This is a genomic window from Amycolatopsis sp. PSD-21, assembly GCF_055561455.1.
This window is the reverse complement of the sequence record NZ_CM145712.1, coordinates 3,144,354-3,156,198: the sequence shown is the minus strand read 5'-3', so window position 1 is coordinate 3,156,198 and position 11,845 is coordinate 3,144,354. Positions and strand designations below refer to the sequence as shown.

Genomic DNA, 11,845 nt, shown 5'->3' with positions numbered 1-11,845 from the left:
GCTTTCGCGACACCTCGCTCCAGACCCCTCGGTCAGAACCGTCCTCACCACTCACGAGGGCGAAACGGGTCAGCCGCCGTCGATGACCCGGTGACCGGAGCTTTCGATCCGCGTGGGCTCGGCCTGGTACCGGTTGACCTTCTCGCTCTTGCGCGGCGGCCGGTCGTTGGCGATCAGGACGGCGACCCAGGGCAGCGGGATCGAGATCGCGATCAGGGCCAGCGCCAGCCACCAGGTCTCGTAGAAGATCCCGGCGAGGATGAGACACGGGATGCGGAACGACATCATGATGATGTACTTCCGCTTCCGCTTGGCCAGCTGGTCTTCGTAGGACGGGGCGGCTTCGGTGATCAGCACCGGAGCGGGTTCCCTCGGTTCGGGACCGTGGGCGGGCGCGTTCACAGCACCACCTCCGGCTTCCATGCTCCCACTCGCCGGGCTCATCCGACACCCGGGTGGGTGAGCCGGTGCAGAGCCGCGACCACGAGCGTCTCGACACCCGCCGAAAGCGTCGGGTGCGGGATCGGCGCGAAGAGCGGCGAATGGTTCGACGGGATGTCCTGTTCGAAGCGCCCGGCGGTCATCGCGGCGATCACCTTGCCTTCGTCCATGCCGCCGACCAGCCAGAACACCGAGGGGACGCCGGCCGCGCGGCCGAACTCGCTGAAATCCTCACTGCCGGTGACCAGCGGCGCGGGCATCACCCGGCCCTCGCCGAAGTGGTCACGGAAGGCGGCGGTGAGCCCCTCCGTGGCCGCGTCGTCGTTCTCCGTGACCGGGAACGCGCCGATCCGCTCGATCTCCGGCGGTTTCGGCGCGCCCGCAGTGGCCGCCTCGCCCTGGACGATCCGCTCGACCGCCGCGACGACCTTCTCCCGCACCGCCTGGTCGAACGACCGGATGTTGACCTCCAGGACGGCGTGGTCGGCGATGATGTTGTGCGCGGTGCCGACGTGCAGCGACCCGACGGTCACCACCGCCGACTCGGTCGCCGAGATCTCCCGCGACACGATGGTCTGGAGCTTGAGCACCACGGACGCGGCGAGCACCGCCGGATCCACCGTGGTCTCGGGACGCGAGCCGTGCCCGCCGCGGCCGTGCAGGGTGATGCGGAGCGCGTCGGTGGCCGCCATGATCACGCCCGGCCGGGTGAGCACCCACCCCGCCGGACCGGGTACGACGTGCTGGCCGAGCACGACGTCGGGTTTGCCGGCGGGCCCGAAGACCCCGTCGCGGACCATGCCGGCCGCGCCGTCTCCCGCTTCCTCCCCCGGCTGGAAGACGACCATCAGCGTGCCGGACCAGTGCTCGCGGCTGGCCGCGAGCAGCGAGGCGGCGCCGGAGAGCCAGGTGGCATGCATGTCGTGGCCGCAAGCGTGCATCACCGGGACTTCGCGGCCCTCGGCGTCGACTCCGCGCGCGGTACTCGCGTACGGCAGGCCAGTCTTCTCCTCGACCGGCAGCGCGTCGATGTCGGCGCGCAGCATCACCTTCGGGCCGGGGCCGTTGCGCAGCACGCCCAGCACGCCGGTGCGCCCGATGCCGGTGTGCACTTCGTAGCCGTCGGCCTCCAGACGCCGCGCCAGCTCGGCGGCGGTACGGGTTTCGGCGAACGACAGCTCCGGATGCCGGTGGAGGTCGGTGTACAGGTCTTCCAATCCGGGCAGCGCCGCCTGCAGCGGTGCCAGGACACTCTCGAGGCTCACGACGCAATCCTGGCAGTATTACCCACCGTGAGCACACGAGCGGCCCTCCCCGACCTGTCCGACGACGTCTGCGCGAGGCTGCGGGACGCCTTCCGCCGGACGGGGTACGACGCCGACGGCGTGGTCGGCGCCCTCGGTTCCGCGCACGCCGCCCTCGGCCGCGGCGAACCGGAACTCGCCTATCGCGCGACCCGCGACGCGGGTGAACTCGGCACGCTGATCCGGCTGTTCCTGCTGGGGTCGACCGAACCGGAGAAGGACGTCGAGGCCGCTTTCGCGCCACTGTCCCTCGATGACGCGGTCGCCGCGACGCTGCTCGTGCCCGCCGCCGACGGCTACCGGGCCGGTCTCGACGTCCGCCCGCACGGCGACGACGAAGGCTCGTGGTGGGTCGTCTCCGACCTCGACGCCGACGTCCTGGGCACGACCGTGCCCGAAGACCACGTGCTCGGCGTCGGGCACGCCTCGCTCAGCCTGATCCGGGCGACCAGCCGCCGTGAGGTCGGCAGCCTGCTCGACGTCGGCACCGGCAACGGCGTCCAGGCATTGCACGCCACCCGGCACGCGAAGAAGGTCACCGCGACCGACGTCTCGGCCCGCGCGCTCGCGCTGGCCGCGGCGACGTTCCGGCTCAACGAACTGGACGTCGAGCTCGTCCGGGGCGAATGGTTCGCCCCGGTCGCGCGGCGCCGGTTCGACCAGATCGTGTGCAACCCGCCGTTCGTGGTCGGCCCGCCGCGGGTCGACTACACCTACCGCGACTCCGGTCTCGCGGGTGACGACGCCAGCGCGCTCGTGGTGCGGCAGCTGCCCGGCTTCCTCAACGACGGCGGCACCGGCCAGCTCCTGGCGTCCTGGCTGCACGTGAAGGGCGAGGACTGGGGCGATCGGGTGACCCGCTGGCTGCCCGCCGAGACCGACGCGTGGTTCGTCCAGCGGGACATCGCGGATCCGGGGCTGTATGTCGGCACGTGGCTGCGCGACGCGGGCATCGACCCCCGGTCCCCGGAAGGCCGCGCGAAATCCGGAGCGTGGCTCGACTGGTTCGACGAAAACGACGTCCAGGGCATCGGGTTCGGCTTCGTCACGCTCCGGCGGGCGGACGGCGCGACCCCGACGATCGTGTGCGAAGACCTGCGCCAGGCCTACGACGACCCGCTGGGCGCCGAGGCCTCGAACTGGCTGGACCGGGTGGAATGGCTTCGCGCCAACGGTGATTCGCTCCTCGATGTCCGTTTCCGGGTGCCGGAAACCGTGCTCTTGGAAAGCGTCGCCGAGCCGGGCGAGGAGGGCTGGTCCACCACCGTCCAGCGGCTGCACCGCACGGACGGTCCCGGGTGGTCGCATGAAGTGGACGAACTCGCGACGCGGCTGCTCGCGGGCTGCCAGGGCGCGCTTCCCCTGGAGGACCTGATCGTGCTCCTGGCGGCCGCTCAGGGCCTCGAACCGGAGGAACTGGCCGAAGCCGCGCTGCCCGTCGTCCGGGAGCTGGTCCGGCACGGCATGCTCCTCCCCGCCGTCTGATGCGGGCGGTGGTGGCGAGGGTCACGGAAGCGAGCGTGACCGTCGGCGACGAGGTGACCGGTGCCATCGACGAGCCGGGTTTGCTGGTGCTGCTCGGAATCCACGCCGACGACGACGGGTCCAAGGTGCCGACGATGGCACGCAAACTGCACGAAGCTCGCATACTTCGCGACGAGGAGTCCTGCGCCACCACCGGCGCTCCCCTGCTCGTCGTAAGCCAGTTCACTCTTTACGGCGACACCCGCAAAGGCCGCCGTCCGTCCTGGACGGCGGCCGCCCGGCCGGAGGTCGCCGAACCCCTCGTGACGGCCGTCGTCGACGCGTTGCGCGAACGCGGCGCGCGGGTCGAAACCGGCCGGTTCGGGGCCATGATGGCGGTCCGGAGCGTGAACGACGGTCCGTTCACCCTCCTCATAGAGGTCTAGACCACGTTTCTCTCTCCCCGGCACGGGCATTCTCAGGAAAAGCTCAGGGTTGGTGGAGCAACGCCCCAGGTCAGCCGCCCGTCTCCTCTGTAGCGGCCGGGAACGTTTTCGGACCTCCCGGCGTTGAGCCAAGTGTCCAGCCAAGCTGGGCCGAGGAGGAGTAGCCGGTTTTCCACAGGGCCTGCTACACCGAGACGGACCCGGCGGACGACCGCAGCACGTTCAGCCCGTGACCGGGGAGGCAGAATGTCAGTCCAGACTCTCGAACGCGAAGCGCGCGGGATTCGCGAGCGCCGTATCCCGGCGCAATCCACCCAGGAGCCGGTGAGCACGGGGGCGCTCACCGACGCCGACCTCGACGCCCAGAGCCCGGCCGCGGACCTCGTTCGCGTGTACCTCAACGGAATCGGCAAGACGGCGCTGCTGTCCGCCGCCGACGAGGTCGAGCTGGCCAAGCGCATCGAAGCGGGCGTGTTCGCCCAGCACATGCTCGACACGGCCGAGGGTCTCACGCCGAAGCGGCGTTCGGAGATGTCCGCCTTGGTGCGTGACGGCCACATCGCGAAGAACCACCTGCTGGAGGCCAACCTCCGCCTCGTGGTCTCGCTCGCGAAGCGCTACACCGGCCGGGGGATGCCGCTGCTCGACCTGATCCAGGAGGGGAACCTGGGTCTGATCCGCGCGGTGGAGAAGTTCGACTACTCCAAGGGGTTCAAGTTCTCGACGTACGCCACCTGGTGGATCCGCCAGGCCATCACCAGGGGGATGGCCGACCAGGGACGCACCATCCGGCTGCCGGTCCACCTGGTGGAACAGGTGAACAAGCTGGCCCGCATCAAGCGCGACCTGCACCAGCAGCTCGGCCGGGACGCCACCCACGAGGAGCTGGCCGCCGAATCGGGTATCCCGGCGCACAAGATCTCCGACCTGCTCGACCACTCGCGTGACCCGGTGAGCCTCGACATGCCGGTCGGCACCGAGGAGGACGCCCCGCTCGGTGACTTCATCGAGGACTCCGAGGCGACCGACGCCGAGAGCGCCGTGATCTCCGGTCTGCTCCAGGACGACCTGCGCCGCGTGCTCGCGACGCTGGACGACCGCGAGTCCCAGGTGATCCGCCTGCGCTACGGCCTCGACGACGGCCAGCCGCGCACGCTCGACCAGATCGGCAAGCACTTCGGGCTGTCCCGTGAGCGCGTTCGGCAGATCGAGCGAGAGGTCATGTCGAAGCTGCGTCAGGGTGAGCGGGCGGACCGCCTGCGCGCCTACGCTTCGTAATGCGATTGAGCCGTTTCGGCTCGGAAAAGCAACACCCGTTCGGCAGCGTTGACTTATGACCTGCGTCACGAGACCGTCGAGCAGGTAATAAGTCTTCGCGGTCGGGTGTTCGCACCCGGATCGCTTTCCCCGGGAGGTCGGGTCCGTCGGGGTGGGCCCGGCCTCCCGAACTCTTTGTCCGGCGCGACGACAAATTGCAGCGCGGGAATTGCACTCGGTCCCGTGGGTCGTGAGTGGCGTTTCGGGTTAGAACCCGAAACGCCACTCACGACCCACGCGCGCCGGCACCCACCGGCAGTGGCCCCGGTTACTTCCGCCGTGGCCTCTCCGGGCCGGGCCCTGGGCTTGGGTACCGTGGGCGGGTTCCCGATGCCGGCAAAGGAGCCCGCGCAGTGGCGCCCACCACGTTCCAGTACACCGAAGTCCTTCCCCTCGCCAAGGACACCCGCACCGAGTACCGACTGATCGGCACCGAAGGTGTCGAGGTCGTCGAAGCCGCGGGCCGGAAGTTCCTCAAGGTCGAGCCCGAGGCGCTGACCAGGCTCGCCAAAACCGCGATCACCGACATCCAGCACCTGTTGCGCACGTCACACCTCGCGCAGCTGCGCGCGATCGTCGACGACCCCGAGGCCAGCGGCAACGACCGGTTCGTCGCGATGGACCTGCTGCGCAACGCGGCGATCTCCGCCGGCGGCGTCCTCCCGATGTGCCAGGACACCGGCACCGCGATCGTGATCGGCAAACGCGGCGAGGGCGTGCTCACCGGCGCCGACGACGAGCGCGCGCTGTCCCGCGGTATTTTCGACGCCTATCAGGAGTTGAATCTGCGCTATTCGCAGATGGCGCCGGTGAATTTCTGGGACGAGCGCAATACGGGCACCAACTTGCCCGCGCAGATCGAGCTCTATCACAAAGATGGAGCCGGCGACCCGAGCTACGAATTCCTGTTCATGGCCAAGGGTGGCGGCAGCGCGAACAAGACGTTCCTCTATCAGGAAACGAAAGCCGTGCTGAACCCGAAGCGGCTCGCGAAGTTCCTCGACGAGAAGCTGCGCAGCCTCGGCACCGCGGCCTGCCCGCCGTACCACCTCGCGATCGTCGTCGGCGGCACGTCGGCGGAGTTCAACCTGAAGGTCGCGAAGCTCGCTTCCGCCCGTTACCTCGACGACCTGCCCACCGAGGGTTCCGAGCTGGGCCACGGTTTCCGCGACGTGGACCTCGAACAGCAGGTGCTGGAGATGACGCGCCAGTTCGGCATCGGCGCGCAGTTCGGCGGCAAGTACTTCTGCCACGACGTCCGGGTGATCCGCCTGCCGCGCCACGGCGCGTCCTGCCCGGTCGGTGTCGCTGTCTCGTGTTCGGCCGACCGCCAGGCGAAGGCGAAGATCACCGCCGACGGCGTCTTCCTGGAGCAGCTGGAACGCGATCCGGCGCGGTTCCTGCCGGACGTCACCGAGGACGACCTGTCCGACGAGGTGGTGACCGTCGACCTCAACCGGCCGATGGCCGAGATCCGCGCGCAGCTCTCGCAGCTGCCGGTGAAGACCCGCCTGTCGCTGACCGGTCCGCTCGTCGTCGCCCGCGACATCGCGCACGCGAAGATCGCCGAGCGGCTCGACGCGGGCGAAGAGATGCCTCAGTACCTTCGCGACCACCCCGTGTACTACGCGGGCCCGGCGAAGACGCCCGAGGGTTACGCGTCGGGCTCCTTCGGGCCGACGACCGCGGGCCGTATGGACTCCTACGTCGAGCAGTTCCAGGCCGCGGGCGGTTCGCTGGTGATGCTGGCGAAGGGGAACCGGTCCAAGAAGGTGACCGCCGCGTGCAACGAGCACGGCGGGTTCTACCTCGGCTCGATCGGCGGCCCGGCCGCGCGGCTCGCGCAGGACTGCATCAAGAAGGTCGACGTCCTCGAGTACGCCGAGCTGGGGATGGAAGCGGTCTGGAAGATCGAGGTCGAGGACTTCCCCGCGTTCATCGTCATCGACGACAAGGGCAACGACTTCTTCGAGGCCACCTCGGAACCGGTGCTGCAGATCAGCTTCCGCTGAGACGTCCGTGAAGGCCTCCTTCACTACCTTCAGGGTAGGCAAGGAGGCCTTCACGGAATTCGCGGGCATAGCGCCCGCGAGCGTTATCGCATCTGCTTCAGGACCACGGTCCGCTCGCCCAGCGGCGCCGACAGCGTCACCGAGATCACCGGATGCCGGATGTCCATCGTGCACATCTGGCCGGTCTGGCCCTTCAGTTCGGTCAGGTTGACGGTGACCCTGGTCCCGTCCTGCTGCGCGGCCTCCGCCGTCGCGTGCCCGCAGCCGCCTTCCTGGCCGCGGACGTTCAGGACCGTCCCGCCGTTGCTGGTGTACACCTCACGCGGATAGTCCGCGGGCAGTGCCGACGCGTCGAGCTGCTTGTCCGGCAGCTTGGTGCTGCCTTCCGGAACCTCCTGGCGAGGCGCGCCCGGCACACCCGGCTGACTCCCCGGCTTGCTGCTCGGCGCGGGCACAGGCGAGGAGGACGGCGGCGGCACGGTACTCAGGGTGCCGCTCCCGGGTCCGGCCGCGGGCTCCGCTGCCTGGTTCTGCGCCCCGCAAGCGGATACCGCAACGACGATCAGGCCAAGGCCGATGACATTCGTTAAGTACCTCATGTGACTGGGACGGAACGAAGCCGCCGCGGGGTTGCATCCCGGACCGTTCACAAAACGACGGTCCGGGTGCCGAGTGGCTCGGCGAGTTTCACCGGCAGGACGGCGTAGCGGATCACCTGCGGGCACATCTGTCCCGGCTTCCCGTGGTCGATGGTCACGGTGACCACGACCCGCTGCGCGTTCTCTTCGGCGAGGTTCGCCCTCGCCTCGTCGCAGCCGCTCAGTTCGAGGTGCACGTTCAGGCCGCCGTTCTCGGCGCTGACCTGTGCGGGCAGCTGGGTTTGGACCTGGGACGGCGGCAGCATCTTGTCCGAGGGCGGCGGGCCGACGGTCGGCCGTGACATCGGTGGTTTCGCTCCCGGTGGGCTCGCCGGGAGCGAGGTGGGCAGATCCGAAGGTGTGGTGACGACCGGAGGGGTACTCGTGTCCGCCGGTGCTCCGGGGCCGCCCGCCCCGCAGGCCGCCGTCGCGGCGAGCACGAGCCCCGCGCCCAGCGTCTTCGCTGCGTTCATCATGGTTCCAGGACGGAATGAAGCTCACCGAGGGTTGCATCAACGCTGGGCCGCGCGGCCGCGGACCAGGCCGAGGATCACCACCCCGGCGAGGGTGACGGCCAGCAGCAGCACCGTGCTCGCCGACGCCAGGAACACCTGTCCCCGGTCCGTGAGCGCGAAAATGCTCGCGGGCAGCGTGCGCCAGTCCGGTGGGTACAACATCATCGTCGCGCCCAGTTCGCCCATCGACATCGCCAGCGCGAGACTCGCCGACGCCGAGATCGACGGCAGCAGGACCGGCAGCCGCACCCGCAGCAGCACCCGGACCGGCGAAGCGCCGAGACTCGCCGCCGCCTGCGCCAGCAGCGGGTCCATCCGCGCGATCGCGGCGGAAACCGTGCTGTAGGAGAACGGCAGCAGGATCATCACGTGGCCCAGCAGGACGATCCAGCGCGTGCCGTTGAAGGCGAGCGGCGGGCGGCTGAACGCGACCAGCAGCGCGAGCCCCAGCACCACCGACGGCACGGCGATCGGCAGGTGGAACAGGGTGTCGACGGCCTTCCGCAGCTTGGACGGCGCGGACTGCGCGGCGAGCGCGGCCCACGTCCCCAGCAGCACCGACACCAGCGACGCGATGACCCCGGTCTGGATGCTCACCGAAAGACTCGCGAACGTCTCCCCGGACAGCGCCTGCGCGAAATGCGAGCCGGTGAGCGCGCCCGGCAGCAGTCCCGTCCAGTTCCCGGCGACCGACGCCAGCACGATCATCAGCAGCGGTGCCAGCACGATCGCGGTGAACAGCACCGCGAACACCGCCCACAGCAGGACGCGGCTACGCCTGGTCCACAGCAGCACGACGGCCTCCCTTCGTCAGTCGCCGGTAGGTTCCGTACAGGGCGAGGGAGAACACGACGTTGACCACCGCGATGACACACGCCTGCGGGAAGTCGAAGGTCACGATTCCCTTGCCGTAGACCAGCATCGGCAGCGTCGTGACGTCCTTGGCACCGAGGAACAGCACGATGCCGAACTCGTTCATCGCCAGCAACATGGTCAGGCAGGCACCGGAAGCCAGTGACGGCAAGGCTTCCGGCAGGATCACCTGACGCAGCACGCGGCCGGGTTTCGCGCCGAGGCTGGCCGCGACCTCCATCTGCGCCGACGAGACCTGGCCGAACGCGGCGAGCGCAGGCCGCATCACGAACGGCGTGTAGAAGGTGATCTCCGCCAGCAGGATCCCGAACGGCGAGTACAGGAACCCGCCCGCGCCCAGGATCCCGGCGCTGCCGTAGATGAAGGTGAACGCGAGCGCGATGAGGAACGACGGGAACGCGAGCACGGTGTCCACCAGCCGCGAAAGCGTCCGCGCGCCGGGGAACGGCACGAACGCGATCACCAGCGCGAGGAACGTCCCCAGCACCACGCAGCCCGCGGTCGCGCCGAGCGCGAGCGCGACGGTCTTCCAGGCGGCGTCCCGGAACTCCGCCGAGCCCAAGACCTCCAGCCACACCGAAAAGCCGAACTCGCCGGTCTTCGATTCCAGGGACTGCAGGACGACCAGCACGAGCGGGTAGCCGAAGAAGCCGAGCAGGACGAGCACCGGCGGCAGCAGGAACCAACCACGTCCTGGCTGTTTCTCCCGCCGCCGCGCCGATGCCGTCGCCGTGGTGGCGAGCGCGAGGCCGGTCATCCGACGCCCACCAGCGGGCAACCGTCCGGAATGGACACTCCGACCCGTTCCCCCACCCTCGGAAGCTCTTCGATGTCCGGCACTTCGGCCCGGACCTCGTCCCCGTTGTGCGCGAGTTCGAGGTCGAGCCGGAAGCCCGTGCCCCGCCACTGGACCCCACGCAGGACCGCGGGCAGCGCGCCGGGGGCGTCCGCCTCGGTGATCCCGACCCGGTGCGGCCGGACGCCGAGCGCGACGGGCTGCCCCGTCCGGAAGGTCCCGGACGGATCGGCCGCCAGCTCGCGGTCACCGAGCCGGACCCTGGTCCCGTCGGCCTGGATCAGTTCGACCGGGATGAGGTTGGACGCGCCGAGGAAGCTCGCGGTGAACTCCGTGGAGGGTCGCTGGTACAGCTCGCGGCTCGGGCCGAGTTCGACCAGCTTCGAGTCGCGCATGACGGCGATCCGATCGGCCAGCGCCAGTGCCTCGCCCTGGTCGTGGGTGACGTAGATCAGCGTGGTGTCGGGAAGTTCGGCCCGCAGCCGCAGGAGTTCCGCGACCATGTCCTCGCGCAGGGCGGCGTCCAAAGCGGACAGTGGTTCGTCGAGCAGCAGCACCCGTGGCCGGATCGCCAGTGCCCGCGCGAGCGCGACACGCTGTTGCTGCCCGCCCGAAAGCTCACGCGGGTAACGACGGGCGTACTCGCCCATCCCGACCAGCTCCAGCGCTTCGGTGACCCGGCTCGCCGTCTCGACCCGAGGCGTTTTTCGTGCTTTGAGGCCGAAAGCGACGTTCGCCTCGACGCGCATGTGCGGGAACAGCGCGTAGCTCTGCACGACGACGCCGAGGCCGCGGCGGTGCGGCGGGAGCTCGGTGACGTCCTCGCCGTCGAGCAGGACCCGGCCGGTGCTCGGCACGACGAAACCCGCGAGCGCCTTCAAGGCCGTCGACTTGCCGGAGCCGGACGGTCCGAGCATCGCCAGCGTCTCCCCCCTCGCCACGGTGAGATCCAGTGGCGAGAGGGCGGTCGTCTGGCCGAAGCGGACGGAGACCCCGCGGAATTCGACCGCCGGGGTCATCGGCCCACGGCCTTCTTGTACGCGGCGAGGTCGGCGTCGAGCTTCGCGAGGACGGCGTTCCAGTCGGGCTGCCAGATCTCGACGCCGTCGAGGGCGGCCTTCACCTTGTCCGCCCGCGGGCCGGACGGCGTGACGTCGGTCCGCGACGGGGCGCCGAAGGCGTCGACGACCTTGCCCTGCACCTCGGGCGAGAGCAGGAAGTCCAGGAACTTCTTGGCGTTCTCGGCGTGCGGCGCGTTGTTCACCAGGCCCGCGTAGTACGGGAGCGCGAAGGTGGAGCGTTTGCCCTGCGCGTCGGCCGGGAAGAAGACCTCGAAACCGCCGCTCTTCTCGATCGCGGCCAGGTTCATCTGGACATCGCCGTTGGCCACCAGGATCTCGGCCTTGGCCACCTTCGGCTGCAGCTTGCCGGTGGAGGACGACGGGCCGACGTTGTTGGCTTCGAGCTTCGCGAGGTAGTCGAGTGCGCCCTGTTCGCCGAGGACGTGCTGGAGCTGCAGCAGGACCGCGGTGCCGTCGCCCGCCTCACCGGGGGTCGAGTACTGGAGCTTGCCCTTGAGCGACGGGGACAGGAGGTCGTCCCAGGTCTTGGGCGAGACCTGCGGGTTGCGGATGAAGCTGAGGTAGTTGTTCATGATCGCGAAGTAGCGGCCCTGGCCGTCCTTCTGGCCGGCGGCGACCTGGTCGATCCCGGCGGGCGCCGTGGCGGCGAGCAGGCCCTGCGACGCGGCCCGCTGGATGAACGGCGGGAGCGTGACCAGGATGTCGGCCTGGGTGTTGGCCTTCTCCTTCTCCACCCGGGAGGCGACCTCACCCGATCCGGCGGTGACGGCCTGGACGGTGATCCCGGTCTTGGCCTTGAACTCCTCGAAGCGCTGGGCGTACCAGTCTTCGAGACCGTCCACTGTGTACAGCGTGACGGTCTGGTCGCCCGCCGCTCCGCCTGCGGTTCCGCCGCAGGCGGCCAGGGTCAGGGCGAGCAGCCCGGCGAGGGCGGTGGCCGCGAGTTTCTTCATGTCG

The 11,845-nt window shown here is 69.7% G+C and carries 12 protein-coding genes; 4 read left to right on the top strand and 8 right to left on the bottom strand.

The genetic code is table 11. The annotated features are described in order from the left end of the window. Positions 1–69: 69 nt before the first annotated feature. Positions 70–423, bottom strand: a complete 354-nt coding sequence (locus ACZ1DY_RS15315) for a DUF3099 domain-containing protein (protein WP_126731478.1) — start codon at positions 421–423, stop codon at positions 70–72. Positions 424–440: 17 nt separating this feature from the next. Next, positions 441–1,706 carry an amidohydrolase gene (locus tag ACZ1DY_RS15310; RefSeq protein WP_465484748.1) on the bottom strand — a complete coding sequence of 422 codons (1,266 nt, stop codon included), beginning with the start codon at positions 1,704–1,706 and terminating at the stop codon, positions 441–443. A gap of 27 nt (positions 1,707–1,733) precedes the next feature. On the opposite strand from ACZ1DY_RS15310, the gene ACZ1DY_RS15305 reads away from it, so the two are divergent. The 4 genes from ACZ1DY_RS15305 to ACZ1DY_RS15290 all read left to right on the top strand — a co-directional run bounded on the left by ACZ1DY_RS15305 (position 1,734) and on the right by ACZ1DY_RS15290 (position 6,984). Beyond that, the gene (locus ACZ1DY_RS15305; RefSeq protein ID WP_465484747.1) at positions 1,734–3,230 is read left to right on the top strand and encodes a DUF7782 domain-containing protein; all 1,497 of its coding nucleotides are present in this window, start codon (positions 1,734–1,736) and stop codon (positions 3,228–3,230) included. Continuing rightward, positions 3,230–3,655, top strand: coding sequence for a D-aminoacyl-tRNA deacylase (gene dtd, locus ACZ1DY_RS15300; protein WP_257487912.1), 426 nt, complete (start codon positions 3,230–3,232; stop codon positions 3,653–3,655). The genes ACZ1DY_RS15305 and dtd overlap by 1 nt, the downstream gene beginning before the upstream one ends. A 246-nt stretch (positions 3,656–3,901) precedes the next feature. Next, a complete protein-coding gene (locus tag ACZ1DY_RS15295; protein ID WP_126731471.1) occupies positions 3,902–4,933 on the top strand; it encodes a sigma-70 family RNA polymerase sigma factor in 1,032 nt (343 codons plus the stop codon). Between the two features lie 392 nt (positions 4,934–5,325). After that, complete coding sequence (locus tag ACZ1DY_RS15290; RefSeq protein ID WP_465484746.1) at positions 5,326–6,984, top strand: fumarate hydratase; 1,659 nt, start codon at positions 5,326–5,328, stop codon at positions 6,982–6,984. 83 nt (positions 6,985–7,067) lie between these two features. Here ACZ1DY_RS15290 and ACZ1DY_RS15285 read toward each other — a convergent pair whose 3' ends face one another. From ACZ1DY_RS15285 to ACZ1DY_RS15260, 6 genes are all read right to left on the bottom strand, one after another. Then, positions 7,068–7,463, bottom strand: coding sequence for a hypothetical protein (locus ACZ1DY_RS15285; RefSeq protein ID WP_465484745.1), 396 nt, complete (start codon positions 7,461–7,463; stop codon positions 7,068–7,070). A 167-nt stretch (positions 7,464–7,630) separates the two neighbouring features. Further along, entirely contained in the window at positions 7,631–8,098 is a 468-nt protein-coding gene (locus tag ACZ1DY_RS15280) for a hypothetical protein (protein ID WP_465484744.1), read from the bottom strand. A 36-nt stretch (positions 8,099–8,134) separates the two neighbouring features. Beyond that, positions 8,135–8,932 (bottom strand): ABC transporter permease, encoded by a 798-nt coding sequence (locus ACZ1DY_RS15275; RefSeq protein WP_126731463.1) that lies wholly within the window; start codon positions 8,930–8,932, stop codon positions 8,135–8,137. Continuing rightward, positions 8,910–9,767 (bottom strand): 2-aminoethylphosphonate ABC transporter permease subunit, encoded by an 858-nt coding sequence (locus ACZ1DY_RS15270; protein ID WP_257487916.1) that lies wholly within the window; start codon positions 9,765–9,767, stop codon positions 8,910–8,912. The genes ACZ1DY_RS15275 and ACZ1DY_RS15270 overlap by 23 nt, the downstream gene beginning before the upstream one ends. Next, positions 9,764–10,825, bottom strand: a complete 1,062-nt coding sequence (locus tag ACZ1DY_RS15265) for an ABC transporter ATP-binding protein (RefSeq protein ID WP_465484743.1) — start codon at positions 10,823–10,825, stop codon at positions 9,764–9,766. The genes ACZ1DY_RS15270 and ACZ1DY_RS15265 overlap by 4 nt, the downstream gene beginning before the upstream one ends. Then, on the bottom strand, positions 10,822–11,841 hold the full coding sequence (locus ACZ1DY_RS15260) for a 2-aminoethylphosphonate ABC transporter substrate-binding protein (RefSeq protein ID WP_457956115.1): 1,020 nt from the start codon (positions 11,839–11,841) through the stop codon (positions 10,822–10,824). Before ACZ1DY_RS15260 ends, ACZ1DY_RS15265 begins: the two co-directional genes overlap by 4 nt. Between the last annotated feature and the right edge of the window lie 4 nt (positions 11,842–11,845).

Excerpts from the sequence above, each read along its gene's own strand:
- ACZ1DY_RS15315 (WP_126731478.1), bottom strand. The coding sequence starts at position 423 with ATGGAAGCCGGAGGTGGTGCTGTGAACGCGCCCGCCCACGGTCCCGAA.
- ACZ1DY_RS15265 (WP_465484743.1), bottom strand. The coding sequence starts at position 10,825 with ATGACCCCGGCGGTCGAATTCCGCGGGGTCTCCGTCCGCTTCGGCCAG.
- ACZ1DY_RS15280 (WP_465484744.1), bottom strand. The coding sequence starts at position 8,098 with ATGATGAACGCAGCGAAGACGCTGGGCGCGGGGCTCGTGCTCGCCGCG.
- ACZ1DY_RS15270 (WP_257487916.1), bottom strand. The coding sequence starts at position 9,767 with ATGACCGGCCTCGCGCTCGCCACCACGGCGACGGCATCGGCGCGGCGG.
- ACZ1DY_RS15295 (WP_126731471.1), top strand. The coding sequence starts at position 3,902 with ATGTCAGTCCAGACTCTCGAACGCGAAGCGCGCGGGATTCGCGAGCGC.
- dtd (WP_257487912.1), top strand. The coding sequence starts at position 3,230 with ATGCGGGCGGTGGTGGCGAGGGTCACGGAAGCGAGCGTGACCGTCGGC.
- ACZ1DY_RS15260 (WP_457956115.1), bottom strand. The coding sequence starts at position 11,841 with ATGAAGAAACTCGCGGCCACCGCCCTCGCCGGGCTGCTCGCCCTGACC.